The sequence below is a fragment of the Salipiger abyssi genome, from assembly GCF_001975705.1.
Classification (GTDB): Bacteria; Pseudomonadota; Alphaproteobacteria; order Rhodobacterales; family Rhodobacteraceae; genus Salipiger; species Salipiger abyssi.
Window position 1 is genome coordinate 1,073,118 of sequence record NZ_CP015093.1, and the last position, 24,878, is coordinate 1,097,995.

General features: G+C 66.3%; 26 protein-coding genes. 8 read left to right on the forward strand and 18 right to left on the reverse strand.

The genetic code is table 11. From position 1 onward, the window contains the following. Positions 1–92 precede the first annotated feature (92 nt). Positions 93–1,652 carry a bifunctional metallophosphatase/5'-nucleotidase gene (locus Ga0080574_RS08860; RefSeq protein ID WP_076697381.1) on the reverse strand — a complete coding sequence of 520 codons (1,560 nt, stop codon included), beginning with the start codon at positions 1,650–1,652 and terminating at the stop codon, positions 93–95. Between the two features lie 95 nt (positions 1,653–1,747). Continuing rightward, the gene (locus tag Ga0080574_RS08865; protein WP_076697386.1) at positions 1,748–2,404 is read right to left on the reverse strand and encodes a TetR/AcrR family transcriptional regulator; all 657 of its coding nucleotides are present in this window, start codon (positions 2,402–2,404) and stop codon (positions 1,748–1,750) included. A gap of 99 nt (positions 2,405–2,503) precedes the next feature. Here Ga0080574_RS08865 and Ga0080574_RS08870 point away from each other — a divergent pair, with 99 nt between their 5' ends. Continuing rightward, complete coding sequence (locus Ga0080574_RS08870; RefSeq protein ID WP_076697391.1) at positions 2,504–3,223, forward strand: DUF4336 domain-containing protein; 720 nt, start codon at positions 2,504–2,506, stop codon at positions 3,221–3,223. Between the two features lie 12 nt (positions 3,224–3,235). On the opposite strand, the gene Ga0080574_RS08875 is transcribed toward Ga0080574_RS08870, so the two are convergent. Further along, positions 3,236–3,811, reverse strand: a complete 576-nt coding sequence (locus Ga0080574_RS08875; protein WP_076697394.1) for a TetR/AcrR family transcriptional regulator — start codon at positions 3,809–3,811, stop codon at positions 3,236–3,238. Between the two features lie 99 nt (positions 3,812–3,910). Between Ga0080574_RS08875 and Ga0080574_RS08880 the strand changes: the two genes are divergently transcribed. Genes Ga0080574_RS08880 through arsC form a run of 4 tightly spaced genes read left to right on the forward strand, consistent with a single transcriptional unit; the run spans position 3,911 to position 5,915 of the window. Continuing rightward, positions 3,911–4,129 (forward strand): putative antibiotic biosynthesis monooxygenase, encoded by a 219-nt coding sequence (locus Ga0080574_RS08880; RefSeq protein ID WP_076697397.1) that lies wholly within the window; start codon positions 3,911–3,913, stop codon positions 4,127–4,129. A gap of 57 nt (positions 4,130–4,186) precedes the next feature. Beyond that, entirely contained in the window at positions 4,187–4,525 is a 339-nt protein-coding gene (locus tag Ga0080574_RS08885) for a DUF952 domain-containing protein (protein WP_076697400.1), read from the forward strand. Next, positions 4,522–5,580, forward strand: a complete 1,059-nt coding sequence (locus Ga0080574_RS08890) for a quinone-dependent dihydroorotate dehydrogenase (protein ID WP_076697403.1) — start codon at positions 4,522–4,524, stop codon at positions 5,578–5,580. Before Ga0080574_RS08885 ends, Ga0080574_RS08890 begins: the two co-directional genes overlap by 4 nt. Beyond that, positions 5,577–5,915: an arsenate reductase (glutaredoxin) gene (gene arsC, locus Ga0080574_RS08895; protein ID WP_076697406.1), complete on the forward strand. Its 339-nt coding sequence runs from the start codon at positions 5,577–5,579 to the stop codon at positions 5,913–5,915. Before Ga0080574_RS08890 ends, arsC begins: the two co-directional genes overlap by 4 nt. 118 nt (positions 5,916–6,033) lie before the next feature. Here arsC and Ga0080574_RS08900 read toward each other — a convergent pair whose 3' ends face one another. The 9 genes from Ga0080574_RS08900 to Ga0080574_RS08940 form a co-directional block, all read right to left on the reverse strand. Beyond that, positions 6,034–7,254 (reverse strand): phenylacetate--CoA ligase family protein, encoded by a 1,221-nt coding sequence (locus Ga0080574_RS08900; protein WP_076697409.1) that lies wholly within the window; start codon positions 7,252–7,254, stop codon positions 6,034–6,036. A gap of 25 nt (positions 7,255–7,279) precedes the next feature. Continuing rightward, entirely contained in the window at positions 7,280–7,825 is a 546-nt protein-coding gene (gene thpR / locus Ga0080574_RS08905; RefSeq protein ID WP_076697412.1) for an RNA 2',3'-cyclic phosphodiesterase, read from the reverse strand. Between the two features lie 9 nt (positions 7,826–7,834). Further along, complete coding sequence (locus tag Ga0080574_RS08910) at positions 7,835–8,656, reverse strand: ABC transporter ATP-binding protein (RefSeq protein WP_076697415.1); 822 nt, start codon at positions 8,654–8,656, stop codon at positions 7,835–7,837. A gap of 67 nt (positions 8,657–8,723) precedes the next feature. Next, the gene (locus Ga0080574_RS08915) at positions 8,724–10,016 is read right to left on the reverse strand and encodes an ABC transporter substrate-binding protein (protein ID WP_076697418.1); all 1,293 of its coding nucleotides are present in this window, start codon (positions 10,014–10,016) and stop codon (positions 8,724–8,726) included. Positions 10,017–10,066: 50 nt separating this feature from the next. Further along, on the reverse strand, positions 10,067–11,143 hold the full coding sequence (locus tag Ga0080574_RS08920; protein WP_076697421.1) for a branched-chain amino acid ABC transporter permease: 1,077 nt from the start codon (positions 11,141–11,143) through the stop codon (positions 10,067–10,069). A gap of 98 nt (positions 11,144–11,241) precedes the next feature. Further along, on the reverse strand, positions 11,242–11,493 hold the full coding sequence (locus tag Ga0080574_RS08925) for a hypothetical protein (RefSeq protein WP_076697424.1): 252 nt from the start codon (positions 11,491–11,493) through the stop codon (positions 11,242–11,244). A 95-nt stretch (positions 11,494–11,588) separates the two neighbouring features. Continuing rightward, positions 11,589–12,542 carry a branched-chain amino acid ABC transporter permease gene (locus Ga0080574_RS08930; RefSeq protein WP_076697427.1) on the reverse strand — a complete coding sequence of 318 codons (954 nt, stop codon included), beginning with the start codon at positions 12,540–12,542 and terminating at the stop codon, positions 11,589–11,591. 127 nt (positions 12,543–12,669) lie between these two features. Continuing rightward, positions 12,670–13,461 carry an ABC transporter ATP-binding protein gene (locus tag Ga0080574_RS08935; protein ID WP_076697430.1) on the reverse strand — a complete coding sequence of 264 codons (792 nt, stop codon included), beginning with the start codon at positions 13,459–13,461 and terminating at the stop codon, positions 12,670–12,672. A 151-nt stretch (positions 13,462–13,612) separates the two neighbouring features. Then, a complete protein-coding gene (locus Ga0080574_RS08940) occupies positions 13,613–15,586 on the reverse strand; it encodes an AMP-binding protein (protein WP_076697433.1) in 1,974 nt (657 codons plus the stop codon). Between the two features lie 261 nt (positions 15,587–15,847). Between Ga0080574_RS08940 and Ga0080574_RS08945 the strand changes: the two genes are divergently transcribed. Both Ga0080574_RS08945 and Ga0080574_RS08950 read left to right on the forward strand, forming a co-directional pair. Continuing rightward, positions 15,848–17,731 carry a PAS-domain containing protein gene (locus Ga0080574_RS08945; RefSeq protein WP_076697436.1) on the forward strand — a complete coding sequence of 628 codons (1,884 nt, stop codon included), beginning with the start codon at positions 15,848–15,850 and terminating at the stop codon, positions 17,729–17,731. Next, positions 17,728–18,429: a response regulator transcription factor gene (locus tag Ga0080574_RS08950; RefSeq protein ID WP_076697439.1), complete on the forward strand. Its 702-nt coding sequence runs from the start codon at positions 17,728–17,730 to the stop codon at positions 18,427–18,429. Before Ga0080574_RS08945 ends, Ga0080574_RS08950 begins: the two co-directional genes overlap by 4 nt. Before the next feature lie 219 nt (positions 18,430–18,648). Here the strand turns inward: Ga0080574_RS08950 and Ga0080574_RS08955 are convergent, their stop codons facing one another. The 6 genes from Ga0080574_RS08955 to Ga0080574_RS08980 form a co-directional block, all read right to left on the reverse strand. Then, on the reverse strand, positions 18,649–19,848 hold the full coding sequence (locus Ga0080574_RS08955) for a hydantoinase/carbamoylase family amidase (RefSeq protein ID WP_076697443.1): 1,200 nt from the start codon (positions 19,846–19,848) through the stop codon (positions 18,649–18,651). Between the two features lie 76 nt (positions 19,849–19,924). Next, positions 19,925–20,356, reverse strand: a complete 432-nt coding sequence (locus tag Ga0080574_RS08960) for an acyl-CoA thioesterase (protein ID WP_076697446.1) — start codon at positions 20,354–20,356, stop codon at positions 19,925–19,927. Beyond that, the gene (locus Ga0080574_RS08965; RefSeq protein WP_076697450.1) at positions 20,353–21,114 is read right to left on the reverse strand and encodes a TIGR02186 family protein; all 762 of its coding nucleotides are present in this window, start codon (positions 21,112–21,114) and stop codon (positions 20,353–20,355) included. Before Ga0080574_RS08965 ends, Ga0080574_RS08960 begins: the two co-directional genes overlap by 4 nt. Beyond that, the gene (locus Ga0080574_RS08970; RefSeq protein ID WP_076697453.1) at positions 21,111–22,016 is read right to left on the reverse strand and encodes a sulfite exporter TauE/SafE family protein; all 906 of its coding nucleotides are present in this window, start codon (positions 22,014–22,016) and stop codon (positions 21,111–21,113) included. Before Ga0080574_RS08970 ends, Ga0080574_RS08965 begins: the two co-directional genes overlap by 4 nt. 108 nt (positions 22,017–22,124) lie before the next feature. Beyond that, entirely contained in the window at positions 22,125–22,805 is a 681-nt protein-coding gene (locus Ga0080574_RS08975; RefSeq protein WP_076697456.1) for a DUF4386 domain-containing protein, read from the reverse strand. A gap of 81 nt (positions 22,806–22,886) precedes the next feature. After that, complete coding sequence (locus Ga0080574_RS08980; RefSeq protein ID WP_237219342.1) at positions 22,887–23,465, reverse strand: TetR/AcrR family transcriptional regulator; 579 nt, start codon at positions 23,463–23,465, stop codon at positions 22,887–22,889. A gap of 228 nt (positions 23,466–23,693) precedes the next feature. Here Ga0080574_RS08980 and Ga0080574_RS08985 point away from each other — a divergent pair, with 228 nt between their 5' ends. Beyond that, positions 23,694–24,854 carry an efflux RND transporter periplasmic adaptor subunit gene (locus tag Ga0080574_RS08985; RefSeq protein ID WP_076697462.1) on the forward strand — a complete coding sequence of 387 codons (1,161 nt, stop codon included), beginning with the start codon at positions 23,694–23,696 and terminating at the stop codon, positions 24,852–24,854. Positions 24,855–24,878: the final 24 nt, after the last annotated feature.

Genomic DNA, 24,878 nt, shown 5'->3' on the forward strand with positions numbered 1-24,878 from the left:
GCAGATTGCCCACCCTACGAAACGGCCTACCGGCAACGAAAAACGCGCGGGGAAAGCCCCGCGCGCTCTCGTTCACAACGATGGAAGACCGCTTATTCCTTCACGGTGATCCGGCCATCGGTATAGGGCGTGTAGGGCGCATTGGCGGCGATGTATTCCGCCGTCACATCCGCCAGATCGGGGCCGAAATCATAGGCGTTCTGGGCATCGACGAACATCTTGTAGCCGTCGCCGCCATTACGCACGTAGTTGTTCGACACCAGACCGTAGAGCTTTTCCGGGTCGATGGGCGTGCCGCCCACCATCACGTCGGAAATACGGCTTCCCGGCTCGGCGGAGGGATCGACGGTGAAGGACATGCCAGCCACCTGCGGGAAGCGACCGCCGCCGTCTTCCATCTGGCTCACGCCGTTTTCCAGCGCCTCGATCACGGTGGCACCGGTCACCTGGAAGGTGGAGAGCGTGTTCTGGAACGGCAGCACCGTCAGGACCTCGCCCATGGTCACTTCGCCAGCGTCGATGGAGGCGCGCAGCCCGCCGCCATTGGCAATGGCGATCTCGATGCCCTGATCCTTCACCCGGTCGAGCATCGCGTCAGCCACGAGGTTGCCCATCGGGCATTCCATGGCGCGGCAGACATCGCGCGAGCCGACGATCTCTTCGGAGGTCTCGGCCACCACCTCGTTGCGGATCTCGTCGAGCGGTTCGGCGGCCTCGGCAATGCGGGCCTTGGTGCCCTCGTCCTCGCTCACGGCGGCGTCCATGATGATCGGCGCACCGGAGGCCTCGACGATATTGCCGTCGTCGTCGAAGGTGACGTTCAGCTCGCCCAGGAACTTGCCATAGGCATAGGCCGAGACGATGGCGGTATCGTTCACCATGGTCGGGTACGGGCCTTCGGCGCCGTCCATCTCGCCCAGTAGCGTGTTGGTATGGCCGCCGACGATCACGTCGACCCCGGTTGTGTTATTGGCGACGTCGATATCGACCTTGTAGCCCGAGTGGCTGAGCACGATGATCTTGTTGACGCCCTCTTCGGACAGCCTGTCGACCTCACCCTGCACCGCGTCGACCGGATCGGTGAAGATCACGTTCGGCCCCGGCGAGGCCAGCTCGTCGGTATCGTGCGGGGTCAGGCCGATCAGACCCAGCTTTTCGCCGCCACGCTCGATCACCGTGGATTTCAGGATCGAATCGGCCAGCAGCGCCTCGCCCGAGATGTCGGCGTTCGACATCAGCACAGGGAATTCCACCGAATCGACAAAGCCGCGCAGCACCTCGGGGCCGTCGTCGAATTCGTGGTTGCCCACGGTCATCGCGTCATAGCCCATCTGGTTCATCATCTCGGCGGCGAGCTTGCCCTTGTAATAGGTGTAGAACAGCGTGCCCTGGAACTGGTCGCCGCCATCCACCAGGATGTAGTTGTTGCTGCGCGCCTTGGCCTCGCCGATGGCGGTCATCAGACGCGCCGAGCCGCCAAAGCATTCGCCGGCATCGTTGTCCTCGGCGGCGCAAGTCGAGTCGTATTTGCTGATCGGCTCGAAGCGCGAATGGAAATCGTTGGTGTGCAGGATGGTCAGCGCATAATCGGCGCTGGCCGCACCCGCGCTCAGAGCGAGGGCCGCGACACTCGTCATCAGGCGGAAAGACATTGGGGAAACCTCTCTGTGGGCGTCTATGAGAGAAATGTTGCAACGCTTCGGGTTGAGTGTCAAAGCACTGCTTCGCTTGACGTAGCGCCCGCAGATCACAATCCCAAGGCACTGCCCGGATCGCGCTCGCCGGCCCGGCGCTCCAGCAGATCGCGGAAGAGCCCGATATGCTGCTCAGGCAGCCGCGTCTTTTCCTCTTCGGACAGGCTGCTCCAGTGATCCAGGATCCAGCGGTCGAGCGTTTCCAGCAACCCCATGGTCGCCTCGACCAGCAGCGATTGCGGCAGATCCCGCCGCACGACGCCCAATGCCTGCCCGCGCGCAATCGCCGCCTCGACCCAGCACCGCGCCGCCTCGAACAGCCGCCCCGTGGCGGCGCCGGTGCCGGGAACCGCGCGGAGCTGATAGAAAATACCCCCCAGACGCACCAGCGCGGGATTGCTCTCGACCGCCGCAAGCCCCTCGCGATAGCGCGTCTCGAATGTCGGCCAATAGGTTTCCGCCGTCAGCGTTTCCGGGTCCAGCCCGCCGATCTCGTCGAACAGCGCGGCCAGGGAGCGCTCGATCATCGTGGCAAAGAGATCGGCCTTGTCGTCGAAATAGTAATAGAGCGAGCTTTTGCCCATGCCCGACTGCGCCAGGATCCGGTTCAGCGAGGCACCGTCGAAGCCGTTCGCGGCGAATTCCTGCGCGGCCACGTCGAACAGGCGGCGCTGGCGGTCGGGGTCGAGGTTTTCAAGACGTCGGCTCATGGCGTTGACAGTTAGCAGGTCGCGGCGCTACACACCACTTATGTACCACTGGTACATACCACCAGTACAACCCTGAATACCGCAACGCCCGAGGCCCCCATGACACAGCTTCAGCCCATCGGAGACCGGATCTGGCTCGCCGACGGCCCGATTGTCGATTTCTACAGCTTCCCCTACCCGACCCGCATGGTGATCGCCCGGCTTGCAGGCGATGAACTGTGGGTCTGGTCGCCCATCGCCCTGACCGATGCGCTGCGCGCCGAGGTCGAGGCGCTTGGCCGCGTCACGCATCTGGTCAGCCCGAACAAGATCCACCACCTGTTCCTGAGCGACTGGCACGCCGCCTTTCCCGAGGCGCGCCTCTGGGGACCGGCCAGCACCATCGCCAAGCGCGACGAGCTGCCGTTTCAGGCCGCGCTCGAAGACACCCCGCCGCCCGAATGGGGGCCGGATCTCGATCAGGCGTGGGTCCGCGGCTCCTTTGCGATGGACGAGGTGGTGTTCTTTCACCGCCCCTCGCGCACCGCGATCTTTGCCGATCTCATCGAGGCGTTCAGCGAGGATTTCCTGCACAAGCACTGGAGCTGGTGGCAACGCCCGCTGGCGCATATCGACGGGGTGACGGCGAAATCGCCGCATGCGCCGGGGGAATGGCGGCTGTCCTTTCTCGACCGCGCGCCGGCGCGGGCGGCCCGCGACAAGATCCTGGGCTGGCGGCCCGAACAGGTCACGGTGGCACATGGCGAATGGTGTCGGTCCGGCGGGCTGGCCTTTGTCGAGCGCGCGCTGCAATGGGTCGGGGAGACCGCCGAAGATTGACGCCGCGCCGCGTTACGAAGGCCGCACCCAGCCCCGCACGAGGGTGCGGGCGATGCCCGCGGCGTCGGCATCCAGCCGTCCCACCAGCAGGTGCAGCCAAGCCATCCCCATCACCGCGCGAGCCATTTCCTGCGCGGGCACATCATCGGACAGCGTGCCGCGCTGCGCGGCGCGCTCAAAGATCTCGCCCAGATGCGCCAGACGCTCGAGCCGGTAATCCTCCAGCGCCTCGCGCAGATCGTCATCGCTCTGCGACGCGGCGATGATGTGCCGGAACACCCGGCCTTCCGGACGGCTCCAGTGATCGAAGAGCGACTCGAGCACCGCTTTCACATCGCCCTCCAGCGTGCCGGTATCGGGGTGGCAGATCTCCTGCTTGCGGCGCCGGTAAACGGCCATCAGCAGTGCGCCGCGCGTCGGCCACCAGCGATAAAGCGTGGCCTTGCCCGCCCGGGCACGCTTTGCCACCGCCTCCATGGTAACGCCCGAGATGCCCTTCTCCGCAAGAATCTCCGTTGCGGCGTCGAGCACGGCGGCCTCGGTCTCGGGGTTGCGGCGGGCGCCGATGGATGCGCGTTTTTCGGTCATTCGCTGGCTCTTTCAGGATTTTCTTCTTGATACGCCTTTACACGCGCGAATACCAGAACTAATAGAACGATACGTTTCGTTCCATGCAAGGAGACGCGCATGACCTCCCCCTCCCGTCCGCCCTCGCGCCCGCGTCTGGCGATCTTTGTCTTTATCGCGGTTTATCCGATCGTCACCCTCGCGCTTTACGCGCTGACCCCCTTCACCGAAGGCTGGACCATCTGGCAGCGCAACCTGCTGATGGTGCCGCTCATCGTCGCCTCGATGATCTGGGTCGTGATTCCCCGTATCCACCGGCATTTCGGACACCTGTTGTGACCCCCTATCGCTCCGCCGGGGATTGACCGGCGGAGCGTTCCCCGGCATCTCAATGCCATGCTGATCTATAAAATCCTGAGGTCCGGGGAATGGGCCGCGCTGCAAGCCGAGACCGAGACCGCCGGAGCACCGGTGGACGAGGCTGACGGCTTTGTGCATTTTTCGACCCTGGAACAGGTGCGCGAAACCGTGGCCAAGCATTTCAGCGAGGAAGAGGGGCTCTATATCCTCGCCTTCGAAGCCGATGACCTCGGCGAGGCGCTGAAATGGGAGCCCTCTCGCGGCGGCGCGCTGTTCCCGCATCTCTACGGCCCGCTGCGGCTGGCCGATGTGCGCTGGTCGCGCCCGCTGCCGCTGGGGCTTGGCGGGCATGTGTTTCCGGATGACATGACATGAGCCTGCTGGAACGCGCGGGGCTTGCGCTGCTGCACCGGATAGATCCCGAAACCGGGCACGGGCTGGCGCTGAAAGCGCTGCAATCGGGGCTGGCGCCCTCGCCGGGGCCGATCACCTCCGACCGGCTGCGCTGTGCGGTCGCCGGGCTCGATCTGGCCAATCCGCTGGGCCTCGCCGCCGGGTTCGACAAGAATGCCGAGGCGCTGTCCGCGCTGGCCCAAAGCGGGTTCGGCTTTGTCGAGGTCGGCGCCGCGACGCCGCGCCCGCAGCCCGGCAACCCCAGGCCCCGCCTCTTCCGCCTGAGCGAGGACCGCGCCGCGATCAACCGTTTCGGCTTCAATAATGACGGCATGGACGCCATCGCCGGCCGGCTGATGCACCGCCCCGCCGATATGGTGCTGGGGCTCAATCTCGGCGCCAACAAGGACAGCGAAGACCGCGCGGCGGATTTCGCAAAGGTGCTGGCGCGCTGCGGCGCCTATCTCGATTTCGCCACCGTCAATGTCAGCTCGCCCAACACCGAAAAGCTGCGCGACCTGCAAGGCAAGGCGGCGCTCTCGGCGCTGCTCGCCGGCGTGATGGAGGCCCGCGCCGGGCTCGACCGCCCGATCCCGGTCTTCCTCAAGATCGCGCCGGATCTCGATGCGCAGGGGCTGGAGGACGTGGCCGAGGTCGCGCTGAGCTCGGGTGTGGCGGGGGTGATCGCCACCAACACCACCCTGTCGCGCGACGGGCTGCGCTCGGCCCAGAAAGGCGAGACGGGCGGGCTCTCCGGCCAGCCGCTTTTCGAGAAATCCACCCGCGTACTGGCGCGGCTGTCGCAACTGACCGATAGCAGCCTGCCGCTGATCGGGGTCGGCGGCGTCGGCTCGGCGGAGCAGGCCTATGCCAAGATCCGCGCCGGCGCCTCGGCGGTGCAGCTCTACACCGCGCTGATTTATGGCGGCATGAGCCTGGTGAACGAGATCCTGACCGGGCTCGACGCGCTGCTGGCGCGCGACGGGTTTGACAATGTCGCCGAGGCCGTCGGCACGGGACGAGAGGAGTGGCTATGATACTCTGGCACAATCCGCGCTGTTCGAAATCGCGCCAGGCGCTGGCACTGTTGCAGGAGAAGGGCGTCGAGCCCGAGATCCGCAAATATCTCGAAGACGCGCCAGGCTATGACGAGCTGAAAGCGGCGCAGACGGCGCTTGGCCTGCCCGCGCTCGACATGATGCGCACCAAGGAGGCCGCTTTTCGCGAGATGGGCCTGTCGAAAGACGCCGATGACGAAACGCTGCTGCGCGCCATGGCCCGTGAGCCGAAGCTGATCGAGCGCCCGGTGCTGTTTGTGGGCGACCGCGCGGTGATCGGCCGGCCGCCGGAAAAGGTGCTGGAGCTGCTCTGAGCGTTGTCGGTGGGCTTTCAACCCACCGCCCCCTGAGCCGGAGCGTCGGACATCGAACTGTCCTTTCTGCGTGGGCGCGGAATACGCGCCCACGGGGCCGGGTCAGGCAGCTCCGCGCTCAGTCGTATTCCCGGACATCCTCGATGACCACACCGTCGCGCGGCAGTCCGCCGGGCTTGACCAGCTCGACAATGCCCTTGAGCTTCAGCACCTCGGCCACGCTGCCGGCATAGGCGCCGGGATCCTCCGCCTCGGTCTCGATCCGCACCGTCATCACGTCCATCTCGCCCTCTCGGCTGGCCACCACCCGGGCGCGGTCGATCTCGGCATGTTTCGCCACCAGCGCCGCCACCTGCTCGGGGCGCACGAACATGCCCTTGATCTTGGCAGTCTGATCGGCGCGGCCCATCCAGCCCTTGATGCGCAGATTGGTCCGCCCGCAGGGGCTTTCTCCGGGCAGCACCGCACTCAGGTCGCCGGTGGCAAAGCGGATCAGCGGGTAATCGGGATTGAGCGTGGTCACCACCACCTCGCCGACCTCGCCCGGCGCCACCGGATCGCCGGTGCCCGGCGTGACGATCTCGACGATCACCTGCTCGTCGGCGATCATCCCCTCCATCGCCTCGCTCTCATAGGCCACCATGCCGAGATCAGCGGTGGCATAGCATTGCCGGCAGGCGATGCCGCGATCGGCGTAATACTGGCGCAGCGACGGGAACAGCGCCCCGCCCGACACAGCCGCCCGCGCGATGCCGAGACCCAGACCCATCTCGTCGGCCTTTTCGAGGATCAGCTTGAGATAATCCGGCGTGCCCGCATAGGCGGTGACGCCCACGTCATGCGCCGCCCGCGCCTGCAATTCGGTCTGCCCGGTGCCCGCCGGCAGCACCGCCGCGCCCACCGCGCGCGCGCCGTTCTCAAAGATCATCCCCGCAGGCGTCAGGTGATAGCCGAAACAGTTCTGCACAACGTCGCCCGGCCCGATGCCGCAGGCATAAAGGAACCGGCCCAGCCGCCACCAGTCATGGTCGCTCCCGCCCGGCTCATAGATCGGGCCGGGCGACTGGAACACATGCGCAAAGCCATGCGCCGGTTTCGCCGCATAGCCGCCAAAGGGCGCCGCCGCCCCCTGCGCCGAGACCAGCGCCGCCTTGCGCAGCACCGGCAGCTTGGCCAGCGCCGCGCGGTCGGTCACCCGCGCCGCATCCACCCCGGCCAGCGATTGCGCATAGCCCGGCAGCCCCTGCGCCCGGGCGATCTGCCCGGGCAGCGCCTCGGCCAGCGCGGCAGCGCGCGCATCGGCGCTGCGCGTCTCCAGATCGTCGTAATAGCTGCTCATCCGAGCCTCCCTTTCCTGTCCCGGATCACCCCGCCAGCGGATAGACCGCCAACGTCTCGTACACCGCGCCCTCCGGCGTGAGCTGCGAGCTTACCAGCCGCAGCTCCGCCACAGGCTCCGGCGCCGAGCGCAGCGCCGCGAACCGTGCCACGCCCTGCTCGAAGCGCGCCCGGTCGGCCTCGCGCAGACCGTTGCCAAAGCGCCTCAGCGTCACATGCGGGCGAAAGCGCTCGCGCGGCAGCGCGATCCCGGCGGCGCGCAGGGCGCCCTGCACCCGCTCGCGCAGCGCCACCAGCTCCGGCGCGCGTGTCACCCCTGCCGCCAGCAGCTTGACCCGCCGCCCGCCGAAACTCTCCAGCCCCTCCAGCGCCAGCGTGCAGCCCGGCAGCGGCGCGGCCATCAGCGCCGCATCCAGCTCGGCCAGCGCGAAATCCGGCTGTTCGCCCAGAAAGGCCAGCGTCAGGTGCAGGTTCTCCTCGGGCACCGCGCGGCCCACGGCCACCGCCTCCTGCGCATCCAGCAGGGCGGGTAGCAACGGCTCGGGAACGGGAAGGGCCAGAAAACATCGCATCCATGCGCGTCATGCCAGCCAGCGCTTGCGACGGCGATAGGACCGCACGTCGCGGAAGCTCTTGCGGCCCTCGTCTGACACGCCGAGATAGAATTCCTTCACATCCGGGTTCTCGCGCAGATCCGCCGCCGGCCCGTCCATCACGACGCGACCGTTCTCCAGAATATAGCCGTAATGCGCATAGCGCAGCGCCACATTGGTGTTCTGCTCGGCCAGCAGGAAGGACACGCCCTCGCCCTCATTCACCGCCTTCACGATCTGAAAGATCTGCTCCACGAGCTGCGGCGCCAGCCCCATGCTGGGCTCGTCCAGCAGGATCGTCTCGGGGCGGCTCATCAGCGCCCGCCCGATGGCGCACATCTGCTGCTCGCCACCCGAGGTATAGCCGGCCTGGCTCTTCCGCCGCTCCTTCAGCCGCGGGAAATACTCATAGACCATCTCCAGATCGGCGGCGACCGCGCCCTTGCCGTCGCGCCGGGTGAAGGCGCCGGTCATCAGGTTTTCCTCGATGGTCAGGTGCTCGAAGCAATGCCGCCCCTCCATCACCTGGATGACGCCCTTCTTCACCAGCGCCGCCGGGTCCAGATCCTGCACCCGCTCGCCGCGATAGACGATGGAGCCCTTGGTCACCTCGCCGCGCTCGGAATGCAGCAGGTTCGAGATCGCCTTAAGCGTCGTGGTCTTGCCCGCGCCATTGCCGCCCAGAAGCGCGGTGATCCCGCCCTGGGGCACCGACAGCGACACGCCTTTCAGCACGAGGATGACGTGGTTGTAGATCACCTCGATATTGTTGACCTCGAGAAGGGTCTCGGTGCGCCCTGCGTCCAGCATCTTTCATCTTTCTCCAAATACTCACCGATCCGGCGGCGACACCCGCGCCGCCGCCGGAGGGGTCAGATCACATCTCGCAATCTTCGTTCACCGGCCAGGGCGCGTTGGCCTCGGCGTATTCCATCGCCCGCGACACCTCGAGCTCGGAAATCGCCTCGCTGTCCGGCATGATCAGATCCGACGCCTTGACGAATTTCGCCCCGTCCCATTCCAGGATCCAGCCGCCGGAATGGCCGGCATGGTTGGAACAGGAGGTCGAGAAGGGCGGCACCATGCCGGTCAGACCCAGCTCTTCCAGCCGGGCCTCGCTCATGTCGAGGTTTTCCAGCCCCCAGCGCAGATCGGACGGGGAGATCTCCGCCTTGTCGAAATGCTCCTGCGCCACATGGATGCCCTCGGCGAGGATCGCCGAGATCACCAGACCGCGGGAGTAGAACACCCCGTCCAGCTCCTCGGCACTGGCCTGGCTCTTGCCGGCGTCGATCACATGCTGCTTCACATCCGCCATCACCGGTGCATCCGGGTTGGGGAAAGACCAGCTCACCGACTTATAGCCTTTGCCTTCCTCGCCGACGATGTCGAGATCGGCGTCATGACCCGACCACCAGACGCCCAGCATGTTCTCCATCGGGAACTTGGTCTTCACCGCTTCGGTGATGGCCCCGGCGTTCATCGCGCCCCAGCCCCACATGATCACGTAGTCCGGCCGTTCGCGGCGGATCTGCAACCATTGCGCCGACTGGTTCTGCATTTCCTTCAGCCCCACCGGGATCGGCAGCAGCTCGAAGCCGAGCGCCTCGGCCTTGGTCTCCAGATACGGCAGCGGCTCCTTGCCGAACGGATGGTCGAGATGCAGGAAGGCCACTTTCTTGCCGCTCAGGTCGCCCTGATCCTGAAGGAATTTCAGGATGATCGACGCACCGTCCCAGTAGCTGAGCGGTGCGTTGAAGGCCCATTGGAACACTTTGCCGTCGGCCATGGGCGAAAAGCCGTAGCCCGGCGCCAGAATCGGGATCTCATCGACATTGGTCTTGGGCAGAACCTGAAGCGTGATGCCGGTGGACCAGGGCTGTGTGACGATCGCCTTGCCCTTGGTCTTCTCATAGCATTCCACGCCTTTTTCCGTGGAATACCCGGTCTCGCATTCCTCGAAATCGACCGGAACGCCGCCGATGCCGCCATCGCGGGCATTCAGCATGGCCATGTAATCGGCCTGCCCGTTCATCAGCGGGATGCCGGTGGCCGCAAAGGGCCCGGTACGGTAGGCGAGGTTCGGGGTATACAGCCCCTCGGCCAGCGCGGTGCTGCCCATCAGCGCGCCCAGAGCGGCGGCCGCGGCCAGTTTGGCGACATGTTTCATCGGTAAAGTCTCCTCCCTTTTACGATGACGTGTCTTCGGTCCCGTCCCGGTCAGTGCGGGAAGGGCCAGATGATGAGTTTCTCCCGGATCAGCGCCCAGAGCCGCGCGAGCCCGTGCGGCTCGATGATCAGGAAGAAGACGATGAGGCTGCCCACGATCATGATATTGAGATGCTCGACCGTGGCCGAGCTGATCGGCAGGCCCAGCGCCTCGGGCAGCGTGTTGAGCAGCACCGGCAGGCCGACGATCAGGATCGCGCCCAGATAGTTGCCGAGGATCGAGCCCAGCCCGCCGATGATCGCGATAAAGAGGATGCGGAACGACAGCGGGATGTCGAAAAGGTTGGGCTCCGCCGCCCCGCGCCACATGAAGACAAAAAGCGCGCCCGCCACGCCGACCATGTAGGACGAGATGGCAAAGGCGGTGAGCTTGGAGCGCATCAGGTTGATGCCGATGAGCTCGGCGGCGATATCCATGTCCCGCGTCGCCTTCCAGCTGCGCCCGAGATTGCCCCGCGTGAGGTTGATGCAGACCAGGGTGAGCAGCGTCACCACTGCCAGCACCACGAAATACTGGACGACGGAGGCGGCCTGCGGCCCGGCCACATAGACCCCGAACATTTCGAGATTGGGCACCTGGATCGCGCCCGAGGCGTTGTAATTGTAAAGCCAGCCCCATTTCTCGAAGAGCCAGACGAGAAAGAACTGCGCCGCCAGCGTCGCGATGGCGAGGTAGAACCCCTTGATCCGGAGCGACGGGATGCCGAAGGCCACGCCGACCCCGGCGCTGAACGCGCCCGAGAACAGGATCGCCACCACCGGGTTCAGCCAGGGCATCAGCGTCACCAGCTTGTAGCAGGCATAGGCGCCCACCCCCATGAAGGCTGCGGTGCCGAGGCTGAGCTGGCCGGCATATCCCGTCAGCAGGTTCAGCCCGAGGGCTGCGAGCGAATAGATCAGGATCGGGATGAGCAGCGTCTGAAAGGCGAACTCGCTCGCCGTCAGCGGAAAGATCACCCAGGCGAAAAGCAGCACCACCCCCAGCAGCACCGCGTCCTGCCGGACGGGAAACAGCGCCTGATCCGCCTGATAGCTGGTCTTGAATTGTCCGGCCGTGCGATAGAGCATGCCGCCTCCTCTCCCTTGTTCATCGGCGCGCAGGGCACCCGTGCGGTCGGGATATCCCGCCGCGAAATCCGTCGTTCAGAGCCGCCGCGAAAGCGGTGTCAGATATGGCCTTCGCGCTCCCGGAACTCGTCCGGGAAGGCGCGCTTGGGCGCATCCGCATAGCCCGTGCGCTCGCTGTGGCTCACCAGCCAGAACCAGGCCCAGAGCCCCAGCGCACCGCCCAGCGCCGCCAGGATGAGCGCCGTCACCACCTGCCCGCCCGCCGCACTGTTGGCGGTCAGCGCGAGATAGCCGAAGGCCCAGAAGCCGGCCCAGGCCACCACGTTCAGGATCGCAATCAGCTTTGCCATATTGCTCGTCTCCCTTCTCTCAAAGCCCGGCCGGCTCCTCTTTCCGCCCGCGCCTTTCATCTTTCCGGAAAATACTCCCGCCGGAGGCTCCCGGTCTACACACGCTCGATGATGCGCTCTCCAAAGAGCCCCTGCGGGCGGAACAGCAGCACGATCAGGGCGAGGACAAAGGCGAACCAGGTCTCGGTATTGCCGCCCAGCAGCGGCTGCCCCCAGTAGATCTCAAAGAGTTTCTCCAGCATGCCGATCATCAGCCCGCCCACGATGGCGCCGGTGATCGATTCGAGTCCACCCAGCATCAGCACCGGCAGCGCCTTGTAGGCGATCACCTCCAGCGCAAAGCTCACCCCGGCGCGTGCCCCCCAGGCGATACCGGTGACCAGCGCGATGATCCCCGCGATGAACCACACCAGCACCCAGATCGTCTGGAGCGAGATCCCCACCGACAACGCCGCCTGATGGTCGTCGCCCAGCGCCCGGATCGCCCGGCCCATGCGGGTCTTGTTGAGAAAGACCAGCAGCGCCACCACCAGCAGCGCCGCCACCGCAACCGCCGTGATATCCTTCTGCTCGAGGATCAGCAGCCCGCCCCAGGGCTCCAGCAGCACCGAGTCGGTGGGGATGCCCAGCTCCTCGGTGATCATCACCTTGTTCTCGCCGCCAAAGATGATCTCGCCAAATCCGATCAGGAACAGCGTGATGCCGATGGTCGCCATAAAGAGGATGATGTCGGGCTGCCCGACCAGCGGCCGCAGCACCACCCGCTCGATGGTCACCGCCAGCACGAACATCACGCCCAGCGTCAGCACCACGCAGATCCAGGCGGGCACGCCCATCGCATGCAGCCCCACCAGCGTCAGCGCCGCAAACACCACCATGATGCCCTGGGCAAAGTTGAAGATCCGGCTCGAGCGGTAGATCAGCACGAAGCCCAGCGCGATCAGCGCATAGAGGATCCCCGAAACCAGCCCCTCCCAGAGCACCTGCAACAGGAAATCCGGCGCCTCCACCATATCCACGAAGGGTTTGATGAAAATCTCGTTCAGCATGTCTTCTGCCCCTTCTCACTGCCACCCCGGACCCGGTCCGAAAGCCCGCCCCGGACTTGATCCGGGGCCTCACCGCCCGAGGTCCCGGGACACGCCCGGGACGGGGGTCTCCGTTCCACCCGGCCCGTCAATGCGCCACCCCCAGATAGGCGTCGATCACGTCCTGATTGCTGCGCACCTCCTCGGGTGGCCCGTCGCCGATCTTCTTGCCGTAATCCATCACCACCACCCGGTCGCTGAGATCCATCACCACCCCCATATCGTGCTCGATCAGCACGATGGTGGTGCCGAACTCGTCGTTCACGTCGAGAATGAAGCGGCTCATGTCCTCCTTCTCCTCCACGTTCATCCCCGCCATCGGCTCGTCGAGCAGCAGCACCGAAGGGTCCGCCGCCAACGCGCGCGCCAGCTCCACCCGCTTCTTGAGCCCGTAGGGCAGCCGCCCCACCGGGGTCTTGCGAATAGCCTGGATCTCGAGAAAGTCGATCACCTTCTCCACCACCTCGCGATTGGCGATCTCCTCGTCGCGCGCCTTGCCCCACCACAGCGCCTGGCTGGCGATGCCGGCCTTCATATGGGTGAGCCGCCCGGTCATGACATTGTCGAGCACCGACATGCCCTCGAAGAGCGCGATGTTCTGAAAGGTCCGCGCCACCCCCATGCGGGCGACCTCATAAGGCTTCATCGGCGGGCGTTTCGCGCCCTTGTACCAGAGTTCGCCCTCCGACGGCGTGTAGAACCCGCTGATGATGTTCAGCATCGAGCTCTTGCCCGCCCCGTTCGGCCCGATGATGGCGCGGATCTCGCCCTCGCGGATGTCAAAGGAGATGTCCTTGATCGCCACCACGCCGCCAAAGCGCAGGGTGATATTGCGCAGCTCCATCAGAACCCCGCCGATCTGTCGCCCGTCGGCGGTCATGTAGCCTTGCGTGTCCGTCACGGCCCCCTGCCTTTCATCTTTCCGCCAAATACTCCGGTCCGCCCCGTCCATCATGCGTGCCCTCCCCGTTCCGGGCGCCCCGCGGGACGGCGGGCGGGGCGAATGCGCAGCAGAGCGCCGCTCCGCCGGCTCATTCCGCCGCCATCGCGGGCGGCGCCACCGGCACCACCTGCGCGTCCATGATCGTCAGCGTCGCCTTGATCCTGCCCTTGCGACCGTCCTCATAGGTGACCTCGGTCTCGGTATAGATGCTCTCGGAGCCGTCATAGAGCGCGGTCACCAGATCGTGGAACTTCTCGGCGATGATCTTGCGCCGCACCTTGCGGGTCCGCGTCAGCTCGCCATCGTCGGCGTCGAGCTCCTTGTGCAGCACCAGGAAGCGGTGGATCTGGCAGCCCGACAGCATCTCGTCCTCCGCCACGCTGGCATTCACCTCCTCCACGTGCTCGCGGATCGTCTCCAGCACCTGCGGATGCCCGGCCAGCTCCTGATAGGAGGCATAGGCGATATTGTTGCGCTCGGCCCAGTTGCCCACCGCCGTCAGGTCGATATTGATGAAGGCGGTGCAGCGGTCGCGACCGGCGCCGAACACCACCGCCTCGAGAATATTCGGATAGAACTTGAGCTTGTTCTCCACATATTTCGGCGCAAACAGCGCGCCGTCGGCCATCTTGCCCACATCCTTGGCACGGTCGATGATCCGCAGATGTCCGGTGCCCTCCTCGAAGAAACCGGCATCGCCGGTGGCCACCCAGCCCTCCGGATCCTTGGTATCCGCCGTGCTCTCGGGGTTCTGGTAATATTCCACGAAGACCCCGGGCGAGCGGTAGAACACCTCGCCGCTCTCGGTGATCCTGATCTCCACCCCGGGGCTCGGCACCCCCACCGTGTCGGGTCGCACCTCGTGATCGGGCTGCTGGGTGATGAAGACGCTGGCCTCGGTCTGGCCGTAGAGCTGCTTCAGGTTGATGCCCAGCGCGCGGTAGAAATCGAAGATCTCCGGCCCGATCGCCTCGCCCGCGGTATAGCCCACCCGCACCCGGGAAAAGCCCAGCGCGTTCTTCAGCGGACCGTAGACGAAAACCGACCCAAGCGCGTATTTCAGCCGGTCGAACGCGCCCACCGGCTTGCCGTCGAGGATCTTCGGCCCGACACGGCGCGCATGATCCATGAAATAGTGAAACATCCGCCGCTTCAGCGCGCCGGCATCCTCCATCCGGATCATGATCTGGGTGAGCTGCGTCTCGAACACACGCGGCGGCGCGAAATAATAGCTGGGCGCGATCTCGCGCAGATCGGTCAGCATGGTCTCGGGGCTTTCCGGGCAGTTCACGCAGAACCCGGTCCAATAGGCCTGACCGATGGAAAAGATGAAATCGCCGACCCAGGCCATGGGCAGCCAGGCCAGAACCTCCTCGCCCGGGCCAAGCTTGTCGAACTCCGACGAGTTCTTGGCGGTCTCGATGATATTGCGGTTCGACAGCACCACGCCCTTGGGCTTGCCGGTGGTGCCCGAGGTGTAGAGCATCACGCAGGTGTCGTCGTAATCCAGCGCCTCGCGCCGCGCGGTCAGCTCGCCGATCAGCTCGTCATGGGCAGCGCGGCCCTGGTCCTGCACATGGGCGTAATCGTGCAACTGGCGATGGTCGTATTTCCGCATGCCGCGCGGATCGACATAGATCATGTGCTCGAACTGGTGCAGATCGTCCTGGATCTCGATGACCTTGTCGACCTGCTCCTGATCGGCGGCAATGACGAAACGCGCGCCGCAATGCTGGAGCACATATTCCATCTCTTCGGCGACCGCGTCCTGATAGAGCGGCACCGGCACCGCGCCGCACATCTGCGCCGCCACCATCGCCCAGTAGAGCGTCGGACGGTTGCGCCCGATCACCGCCACATGATCGCCGGGCGCCACGCCGAGATTGAGCAGGCCCAGCGCGAAGGCTTCGATCTCCTTCTCGGTTTCCGACCAGCTCCAGCTCTGCCAGATGCCGTATTCTTTCTCGCGATAGGCCGGACGGGCGGCGAAACGGCTCGCGTTCCGCTGCAACAGCCCCGGAATCGACCGCGGCGAAGCCGCGCCCTCGGACGTGTCAGCCAATGATTTTCCTCCCTTGCCACCCGGTCGCCCGGGCGTTGGCCCCCTCCTCCAGAGGGCCGCCGCGTCTGCTGCGCGACTCTGACTCTATTAAGCGTCGGATCCATGCTGTCGGTCAATGTTTTCGTGAAGTTTTCCCAATCCTTACGAATTGTAACAAGCGCCGCGCGAGCGGCGCCGGCGCGGGAGTATTTGCAGAAAGATGAAAGCCCGCGGCGCTTCCCAGAACCCCGGGGCGGTGCTAGCCATAAGGCAGGAGGAGCGATGACCAAGACCGCGATGACCCAGGCCGGGCTGAACCTGATCCAGCAGGCGCTGTCGATCTATGACAGCGATCTGCGGCTGGCGGTCTTCAACCGGCGCTTCGGAGAGATGTTCGACCTGCCCGAGCGGCTGATGACCGAGGGCGCCGGCTTTGAGGAGACCATCCGCCACCTTGTGGCCTGCGGCGAATACGGCCCGGTGGACGATCCGGAAACCTTCATCCGCGCCCGCGTCGATCAGGCCCGCGCCTTCGAACCGCATTACATGGAGCGCACCCGCGCCAATGGCCGCACGATCAGCGTCGAGGGCGCACCGCTGCCGCAGGGCGGCTGGGTGACCGTCTATACCGATATCACCGCGGTCAAGCGGCAGGAGGCGCTGCTGCGTACCCGGTCGGAGCTGCTCTCGGAAGAGGTGCTGAAACGCTCCGAGGAGCTGGCCGCCGCCAACCGCAAGCTCGCTGCCACCAATGCCGCGCTGGAAGAGGCCCAGCGCGAGCTGCGCGAGAGCGAGGCGCGCACGCGGCTCACCACCGAGATGATGCCGGCCCATATCGCCCGGGTCGATGCCAGCGGGCATTACAGCTTTTCCAACCGACGGCTCTCGTCGGTGATGCCCGGGCGGCCCTCCGAGATTGTCGGGCTGCATATCTCCGAGGCGCTGGGGGCGGCCTACTGCAAGGTACAGCCCTATCTCGAGCGCGCGCTGCGCGGCGAGGAGAGCATTTTCGAATTTACCGACGAAGGCTCGTCGCGCCGCATCCGCGCGATGTTCACCCCCGACCCGGTGGAGCCCGGGGTCTATATCCTCAGCCATGACGTCACCGAGGAGACGCAGGCGCGGGCAGCCCTGCAACAGACCCGGCGCCGCGAGCTGGCGGTGCAGCTCACCTCGGGCATGGCGCATGATTTCTCCAACCTGCTGACCATCATCCTCGGCATGCAGTCGAAACTGGCAAGGCTGGTTTCCGATCCGCAGGCCGAGGCGCTGGTCACCGCGACCTTGCAGGCGGCGCGGCGCGGCGGCGATTTGCTGAACCGCATCGCCGATATCACCAGCCACCGTGCCTGGCGGCCCGAACCGCTGGAGCTGGCCGGTTTCCTGCGCGATCTGGAAACATTGGCGACACCATCGCTGCCAAGCGGGCTGACGCTCGAGATCGAAGCCGGCGCGGAGGGCGCCTATCTGCTCGATCCGGGCCTTTTGCAGGACGCGGCGCTGAACCTCGTGCTGAACGCCGCCGATGCCTGCGCCGGGCCGGGGACGATCCACATCGCCCTGCGCCGGCTCAAGGACACCTGGCTGGAGCTGGAAGTGCGCGATTCCGGGCCGGGCTTCAGCGAACAGGCGCTGAAACACGGGCTCGATCCGTTCTTTACGACCAAGGGTGGCGAGGGCACCGGGCTGGGACTGGCGATGGTTTATGACATGGCCAAGCTCGCGGGCGGCGATGTGAAGCTGGCAAATGACGCGCAGGGCGGCGCCTGCGTGACCCTGCGCCTGCCGCTGCGCCCGGCGGAGGCGCTGGCAAAGGGCGGGCTGGTGCTGCTGGTCGAGGACAATCCCGAGCTGCGCGCGCAGCTGCGCGAAACGCTCACCGGGCTCGGGCACAGCGTCGCCGAGGCGGCCTCGGTGGCGGAGGCCTGCGCGCTGGCCGAGGGGCTGGAGGTCGATCTGGTGCTGTCGGATATCTCGCTGGAGGGCGAAGCGCCGGGCTCCGAGCTGCCGCTGCTGCTGCCGCATCTGCCGGTGCATCTGATGACCTCGCTGCCCCCCGACCATCCGCTGCACGAAGAGGCGCGGCGGCGCGCGCCGGTGCTGGCCAAGCCCTTCACCGATGCCGAGCTCGCCGCCTTTCTCGGCCATCGCAGGATTGCCGCATGAGCGCGCCGCTGGTCTCCATCCTCGACGACGAGCCGGAAATCCGCGCGATCCTCTCCGACGCGCTGACCGAGGCCGGGTTCCGCACCATGAGCTTTTCCCGCGCCACGGAATTCGAGGCGGCGCTGAAACGCGCGACGCCGGATGTCTGCCTGGTGGATCTCGGCCTGCCCGACCGCGACGGGCTGACGCTGGTGCACCGGCTGGCGCTGGAACAGGGCGCGGCGGTGATCATCATCTCGGGCCGCGCGCAGGTGCAGGACCGGGTGACCGGGCTGGAGCTGGGCGCCGACGATTACATCATCAAACCCTTCGATCCGGCCGAGGTGGTCGCCCGCATCCGCGCCCGGCTGCGCGGCCCGCGCAGCGCGCCACAACGGGGCGAGACTGCGCGCTTCGCCGGCTGGACCGCGCATTTCGACCGCTACGCGCTTGAGGATACCGAAGGCGCCGAGACGCCGTTTTCCCATGCCGAGGGCGAGGTCTTGCGGCTGTTTCTGGAGAGCCCGAAACGGCTGATCACCCGGGCGCAGATGCAGGAATCGCTTGGCGGCGCGGCGGGGGAAAGCTTTGACCGGGCGATGGATGTACGGATCTCGCGGCTGCGCACCAAGCTGCGGGAGGATCCCAAGAACCCGCGGCTGATCAAGACGATCTATGGGGCGGGGTATATCTTTCTGGGGGATGTGGAGTGGGTGTGAGATGCCGGATGGGGCGGTGGGTCGGAACCCCACCCTACGGCGTCTCGCATTGCCGAGGGGACGGAGCCGGGATGCGGGAATGCATCCTAATCGGAGAACGTCCTCACGTTGAGCCCGGTTAGACCGTCTTCAATGAAACAAACGGCGAGGCCCCGGATCACGTCCGGGGCGGGCGCACCGTAGGGTGGGCAATCTGCCCACCGCTCGCCCCGTCCCACATCACCCCAACGCCGTCACCGTCCGCGCCAGCGTGTTGAGCCCGGTCACCAGATCGGCCTCGTCGGTGTCTTCCGCGAAATCGTGGCTGATGCCGCCGATGGAGGGCACGAAGAGCATCGACACCGGCATCAGCCGCGCCACATTGGTCGCGTCGTGCAGCGCCCCCGAGGGCATCACCCGCCAGCGCCCCGGCGCCTCGGCCTCCGCCGCCGCCTCCAGCGCGCTGCGCAGGCCTGCATCCATCGCCACCGGGTCGAGCCCCAGCATCGGGCCGAAGCCCAGCTCCATGCAATGCGCCGTGGCGATCTCGGCAAGCGTGTCGCGGATGATCGTCTCCATCCGGTCTAGCCGCTCCGCATCGCCGTCGCGCCACTGCACCGAGAACCGCGCGCGGCCCGGCACGATGGACGGCGCGTTGGGATGCAGCGCCACATGGCCGATCGTCCAGACCGTCTGCGGCGTCACCACATTGGCGAAACGCTCGGCCAGCGCCGTGTTGAACGCCGAAAGCGCCTGAAACGCATCGCGGCGCAGATGCATCGGCGTGGTGCCGGCGTGGTTCTGCTGGCCGGTCAGGGTGACATGCATGTCGCGAATGCCGACGATGGCCTCGACCACCCCCAGTTTCTCACCGGTGGTGTCCAGAACCGGCCCCTGCTCGATATGCATCTCGACATAGCCCGAGAACCGCGTCGGATCGACAAAGCCCTGACGCCGTGCGCCGAACCGCGCCCGCGCCTCGGCAAAGCTCAGGCCCTGCGGATCGTGCAGCGCGTCGGCGCCCTCCAGCGTCTGGTTGCCGGCCCAGACCGAGCTGCCGGTGGTGACGCCGAACCGGCCCTCCTCGTCCTCGAAGGACACCACCGAGACCGGCGGCCCGCCCGCCTCCTGCGCCGCCCGTGCCACTTCCAGCGCCGCGATCACCCCCAGCGCGCCGTCGAGCCAGCCGCCCTCGGGCTGGCTGTCGGAATGCGAGCCCATGAGCAGAGAGCGGCCCTCGGCGAGGCCGAACAGCGAGCCGACCGGATCGAAATGCGGCCTGAGCCCCGCCTCGGAAATGCGCGTCGCCAGCCAGTCGCGCGCGGCGATATCGGCCTCGGAGAAGCCGGGGCGCGACACGCCCTTGCCGACACCCGCCGCGCCGAACCGGCGCAGCGCGTGCAGATCTTCGAGGAAACGGGCGGGATCGACGGGCAGCATGCGGACACTCCTTTGGCGCGGAGCCTGCGCCCCGCGCGATGGAAAGTCAATTTATCATGATAAACCGCGCCGCCACTCAGGCGAGGATCGTCTCCAGCAGCGCGCGCTCGCGGTCTGGCACCGGCGTGGGCACCGAGTCCGGATCGACGGCCACCAGCACGAAATGCCCCTCGACACAGGCGGTGTCTTCGCCCTCGCGGAACAGGCCGATCTCGAAACGCAGCGAGCTGTTTCCGAGCTTTCCGAGCCGCAGCCCGGCGGTCAGCGCATCGGGAAACCGCGCCTCGGCATGGTAGCGGCAGCCGCTTTCCACGGTGAGGTAGCGCACGGCGCTTTCGCCGCTCATGTCCATGCCCTGCTCGATCTGCCACTGGCAGACGACGGTATCCATGTATTCGAGATAGGTGACGTTGTTGATATGGCCGTACTGATCGTTGTCCTGCCAGCGGGTCTGCACCGGGTAGAAGCTGCGATAGTCGGAGCGGGACGCGGGTGGTTGTCGGGTCATCCTGATTTCATTGCTCTGAAGGCGGCCGAAGCGCCCCAGCCCGCGGCGATGGCGATCGCCAGCGACAGGAGGCCGTAAAGCGGCGCCTGGTTGCGTGACAGGTTGAAGAGCCAGCGTTCCAGCCCCACCTTCCGCACCTCTATCACCGAAGCGTGCTGAGAAACCACCCGCCCGTCCCGGGTGAGGAAGACGCGCGTGCTGTAGAGCCCCTCGACGATATTGGCCGGCATGGAAATGGCGGTGTCGAACAGGGTGGAGTCGCGCAGCTCGACACTGTTGGCGCGCAGCTGATAAAGCCCCTCGCTTTCCCGGAGGCGGATGAGCGCGTCGGTGAAGCTCTGGGAATCGAGGATGTTCATCGGCGCGCCGACCGAGCGGATGGCGCGCGGCACCGAGACCTTGTGGCGCAGATCCTCCACATCGGTGATCACCTCGTCCCAGGGCGCCGAGGTGGCGACCGCATAGAAGGAGGGGGCCGCGTCGATCTCGACCGCGTCGGTATTCACCCAGATCCCCAGCCGCCGCGCCTTGCGCCAGACGGTCACCGGCTCGACCGGGCCGGCCACCGTCACGATGACCTGCAAGGGAGGATCCGTGCGGATCGGCGCCTCGCGCTTGACGGCGCCGAAAATCAGGATCTCGGACCCGTCGAAGTCGGTGGTGATTGAAACGCTGTCCTTGCTCATGCCCATCACCACCTCTTCGGCGCGCGCGGGCAGAGTAAACAGAGCAAGGAGAAGGAGCGCCAGACGGATCATTGCGCCCCCAGTTCGAACAGATCATGCGGTGTCAGGAAGAGATCCAGCGCCAGCTTGCCGCAGACCAGCAGCACCAGCGAGGCCAGCGCGATGCGCAGCTGCTCGGCCTTGAGCCGCGTACCGATGGCGGTGCCGAGCTGCGCGCCGATCACGCCGCCGATCAGCAGCACCAGCGCCAGCAGGATATCGACGGTCTGGTTGGTCACCGCGTGCAGCATGGTGGTGAAGGCGGTCACGAAGATGATCTGAAAGAGCGACGTGCCGACCACCACCTTGGTGGGCATGCCCAGCAGATAGATCATCGCCGGCACCATGATGAAGCCGCCGCCCACCCCCATGATCGCCGCCAGCACGCCGACCGAGAGCCCGACCAGCAGCGGCGGGATCGCCGAGATATAGAGCCCCGAGGTGCGGAACCGCATCTTGAAGGGCAGCCCGTGCACCCAGCCGTGATGCCGCCGCTTCGGCGGGCCGCCGCGTTTCGAGCGGCGCAGCGCGTTCAGGCTCTCGACGAACATCAGCGCGCCGATGATGCCGAGAAAGACGACGTAACAAAGCCGCACCAGCAGATCGACCTGGCCCAGCTCCTTGAGCATGTTGAACACCCAGACACCCAGCGCCGCGCCGAACAGGCCACCCACCAGCAGCACCGTGCCCATGCGCAGATCGACCGTCCGGCGTTTGAGATGCGCCAGCACGCCCGAGACCGAACTGGCGACGATCTGGTTGGCACCGGTGGCGACGGCAACCGCCGGCGGAATGCCGAGGAAAAACAGCAGCGGCGTGATCAGGAACCCGCCGCCGACGCCGAACATGCCCGACAGGATCCCCACCAGCCCGCCCAGCCCGAAGAGCAGGAAGACATTGACCGAAACCTCGGCGATGGGGAGGTAGATTTGCATGCGGCGACTTTGCGAGCGCAGCACCGGTTTGGCAAGCGGCGGAACCGGTCAAACGCCGCTCTCACCGCGCGGTGTGATCCTCTTGCCAAATCTTGGACCAGCGGCGGCTTATGCCGCGCGCGGGCCGAGCCCGCGGATCAGCAACCAGAGGCAGAACGCCGTCTCGGCAATCACCGGCAGCAGATAGGCCGGCGCGAAGGCCTCTGACAGCGCGGGCGCCAGGAATCGCAGCGCGCTGCCGCTGACATAAACCAAACCCGCCAGCCCGAGGAGCACCCCCAATGCGCGCGGCACATAGCCCGAGCGCAGCAGCAGCCAGCCGGTCAGCAGGCTGTTGATTCCGAAAAACACCAGCCCGAGATCGTAGCCATGCGCATGCAGCTCTGTCGCCAGCAGCGCAGTCTCTGCCGCCGCATCACCCGCGCGGTCCAGCGCCAGCAGTGCACCATGGAGGAACAGCAGCGACAGGGCGATCAGCGCCGCCTGCACCAGCCGGAAGACCATCGCCATCAGCGCCACAGCTCCGTTCACCGGGCGCAGCAGCAGGTAGAGCAGCACCGCCAGCGCCACGTCGGCCAGCGCCATCAGGGTATCGGCGGCGACGCTCAGCCGGAGCAGGCCGGGCGCGGCAAGAATCCGCTCCGCCGTCGCAAGCGCGTCGCCGGGCACCAGCAACGGGCCGCGCAGGGCAAGCTCGCCGCTCAGCCCCAGCAGGATGATGAGGAGGTAAAGCAGCCCGGCGAAACGGGCCGTCGCTCGGGGCCTGGCAATCGTGACGGGCTCGACCATGTTGCTGATCCGCTGATGACGGTGAAAAACCGGAACCGCCCGGTTCTAGCGCGGTTCGGTCTCCGCGCAAAGCGCCCGGCCTCAGCGCGGCCGCAACCCGTCGAGAAACAGCGATATGGCACGGTCGCGCCGCAGGTTTCGGGCTTTTATCGAGGTGCAGGCATCCTCGGGAATCAACAGCCGGTGCAGCGTGTCGCCCAGTACCATATCCACCAGCAGCTCCGCCGCGAGGTCGGCGTCGATCTCTTCCAGCACGATCTCGTCTCGCGCCACCGCAAGCGACAACTCGTCGCTGACATAGCGGATCAGCGCCCCGCGACCGCCCGAATCGAGCTGCCGGGCGATGCCGGGATAGACCGGCGCCTCTGTCACCACCGCGCGCAGCAGCTCGAGCGGCATCTTTTCGAAACAGGGTGCGTGATCGAGCGTCAGCAGCGTTTGTAAACGCACGGATAGCGGCCCACGACGCTCCTCGTCGGTCAGAGGCCGGAACAGGGTGCGGCCGATGCGCGCGAAACTGGCGCCCAGCAGCGCCTCGCGGCTGGAAAAAATCGTGTAAAGCGTGCGCTTTGACATGCCCGCTTCGCGCGCGATGGCGGACATGCTCACCTCCTCCAGCCGGCAGGAGGCAAGCAGCGCCGCCGCCGCATCGAGCACCATGCACTCGCGCGTTTCCTGGTCGATCTGGACCGGGCGGCCCCGCCGGCGCGGCAAAACGTCCGAAGCGGTTGATGAAGGCTTTTGCAATTGATGTCCCCGCATGTTGCACTGCGGAAGAAAATCTCTCCCGCTGGCGTTGTGCGCTTTACAAAACCTGCCGGTTTCCTTATCGCAATGCAAGCAAGTTCCGCAAAATCAGCGGCCAAACGCCTTTCTCGGAGTGAAGATATGCTCATAGGTTTCCCCCGAATCCTGCGCCGTACCCTTGCGGCCGCCGGCCTGGCCGCGGCCTCGGCCGCACTCCCCGCAACCGCGCAGGAGGGCGGCGGCGAGCAGCCGCCGCAGCCCGTCACCGTTGTAACCCTCGACTCTTCGGACGTGACCCTGACCTCGACCCTGCCGGGCCGTGTCGCCGCGTCCGGTGTTGCCGAGGTCCGTCCGCAGGTCAGCGGCATCGTCACCGAACGCCTGTTCGAAGAGGGCCGCCCCGTGGAAGAGGGCGACGCGCTCTACCGGATCGACGCTGCCTCCTACGAGGCCTCGAAAGCCGCCGCCGAAGCCTCGCTGGCCCAGGCCCGCGCACAGCTGGCCTCCGCCGAGCGCGAAGAAGCCCGGCAGGCCGAGCTGCGTCAGCGCAATGTCACCAGCCAGCAGAACCTCGACGATGCCATCGCCGCGCGCGATGTCGCCGCAGCTGCGGTGAAAGTCGCCGAAGCCAACCTTCTGGCCGCCGAGATTGACCTCGAACGCACCACGATCCGCGCGCCCCTGTCCGGTGTCGCCGGCCTCAGCGACACCACGCAGGGCGCGCTTGTGACCGCCGGGCAGGCCAGCGCCCTGACCACGATCCGCATGCTTGATCCGGTGAATGTCGACGTGACCCAGTCGGCGGCGGAAATCCTCCGCTGGCGCCGCTCCGGCCAGGCCGTGGCCGAAGAGAGCGATCAGGTCGTGACGCTGCGCCTCGCGGATGGGTCGACATACGAGCATACCGGGCGCCTCGCCGCTGCCGAGCCGCATGTGAACGAGCAGACCGGCGTCGTGGTGCTGCGGCTGGAATTCCCCAACCCCGAACAGTTCCTCCTGCCCGGCATGTATGTGCAGGTCGAGCTGCCGCAGGGCGTGGTTCAGGACGCCGTCCTGGTCCCGCAAGAGGGCGTGACCCGCGACCGTCGCGGCCGTCCGATGGCCATGGTGGTGAATGGCGAGAACGTCGTGGAGACCCGCGAGCTGGAGGTCCAGCGCGATCAGGGTGCCAACTGGGTGGTGACCGAAGGTCTTGCTCCCGGTGACCGCATCATCGTCGCGGGCCTACAGAAAGTCTCTCCCGGCATGACCGTTTCCCCGCAGGAACGTCCCGCCGAAACCGCGCAGCCCGCCACCGAATAACCCGCGCCACAGGCGCCAGGAGTC

Bases quoted from the DNA above. Each gene is read 5' to 3' on its own strand.
- Ga0080574_RS08910 (WP_076697415.1), bottom strand. From the start codon at position 8,656: ATGCTGGACGCAGGGCGCACCGAGACCCTTCTCGAGGTCAACAATATC.
- Ga0080574_RS08945 (WP_076697436.1), top strand. From the start codon at position 15,848: ATGACCAAGACCGCGATGACCCAGGCCGGGCTGAACCTGATCCAGCAG.
- Ga0080574_RS08860 (WP_076697381.1), bottom strand. From the start codon at position 1,652: ATGTCTTTCCGCCTGATGACGAGTGTCGCGGCCCTCGCTCTGAGCGCG.
- Ga0080574_RS08885 (WP_076697400.1), top strand. From the start codon at position 4,187: ATGCTGATCTATAAAATCCTGAGGTCCGGGGAATGGGCCGCGCTGCAA.
- Ga0080574_RS08935 (WP_076697430.1), bottom strand. From the start codon at position 13,461: ATGACCGCCGACGGGCGACAGATCGGCGGGGTTCTGATGGAGCTGCGC.
- Ga0080574_RS08920 (WP_076697421.1), bottom strand. From the start codon at position 11,143: ATGCTCTATCGCACGGCCGGACAATTCAAGACCAGCTATCAGGCGGAT.
- Ga0080574_RS08950 (WP_076697439.1), top strand. From the start codon at position 17,728: ATGAGCGCGCCGCTGGTCTCCATCCTCGACGACGAGCCGGAAATCCGC.
- Ga0080574_RS08900 (WP_076697409.1), bottom strand. From the start codon at position 7,254: ATGAGCAGCTATTACGACGATCTGGAGACGCGCAGCGCCGATGCGCGC.
- Ga0080574_RS08985 (WP_076697462.1), top strand. From the start codon at position 23,694: ATGCTCATAGGTTTCCCCCGAATCCTGCGCCGTACCCTTGCGGCCGCC.
- Ga0080574_RS08865 (WP_076697386.1), bottom strand. From the start codon at position 2,404: ATGAGCCGACGTCTTGAAAACCTCGACCCCGACCGCCAGCGCCGCCTG.
- arsC (WP_076697406.1), top strand. From the start codon at position 5,577: ATGATACTCTGGCACAATCCGCGCTGTTCGAAATCGCGCCAGGCGCTG.
- Ga0080574_RS08915 (WP_076697418.1), bottom strand. From the start codon at position 10,016: ATGAAACATGTCGCCAAACTGGCCGCGGCCGCCGCTCTGGGCGCGCTG.
- thpR (WP_076697412.1), bottom strand. From the start codon at position 7,825: ATGCGATGTTTTCTGGCCCTTCCCGTTCCCGAGCCGTTGCTACCCGCC.
- Ga0080574_RS08965 (WP_076697450.1), bottom strand. From the start codon at position 21,114: ATGATCCGTCTGGCGCTCCTTCTCCTTGCTCTGTTTACTCTGCCCGCG.
- Ga0080574_RS08890 (WP_076697403.1), top strand. From the start codon at position 4,522: ATGAGCCTGCTGGAACGCGCGGGGCTTGCGCTGCTGCACCGGATAGAT.
- Ga0080574_RS08875 (WP_076697394.1), bottom strand. From the start codon at position 3,811: ATGACCGAAAAACGCGCATCCATCGGCGCCCGCCGCAACCCCGAGACC.
- Ga0080574_RS08975 (WP_076697456.1), bottom strand. From the start codon at position 22,805: ATGGTCGAGCCCGTCACGATTGCCAGGCCCCGAGCGACGGCCCGTTTC.
- Ga0080574_RS08960 (WP_076697446.1), bottom strand. From the start codon at position 20,356: ATGACCCGACAACCACCCGCGTCCCGCTCCGACTATCGCAGCTTCTAC.
- Ga0080574_RS08870 (WP_076697391.1), top strand. From the start codon at position 2,504: ATGACACAGCTTCAGCCCATCGGAGACCGGATCTGGCTCGCCGACGGC.
- Ga0080574_RS08925 (WP_076697424.1), bottom strand. From the start codon at position 11,493: ATGGCAAAGCTGATTGCGATCCTGAACGTGGTGGCCTGGGCCGGCTTC.
- Ga0080574_RS08880 (WP_076697397.1), top strand. From the start codon at position 3,911: ATGACCTCCCCCTCCCGTCCGCCCTCGCGCCCGCGTCTGGCGATCTTT.
- Ga0080574_RS08980 (WP_237219342.1), bottom strand. From the start codon at position 23,465: ATGGTGCTCGATGCGGCGGCGGCGCTGCTTGCCTCCTGCCGGCTGGAG.
- Ga0080574_RS08970 (WP_076697453.1), bottom strand. From the start codon at position 22,016: ATGCAAATCTACCTCCCCATCGCCGAGGTTTCGGTCAATGTCTTCCTG.
- Ga0080574_RS08930 (WP_076697427.1), bottom strand. From the start codon at position 12,542: ATGCTGAACGAGATTTTCATCAAACCCTTCGTGGATATGGTGGAGGCG.
- Ga0080574_RS08955 (WP_076697443.1), bottom strand. From the start codon at position 19,848: ATGCTGCCCGTCGATCCCGCCCGTTTCCTCGAAGATCTGCACGCGCTG.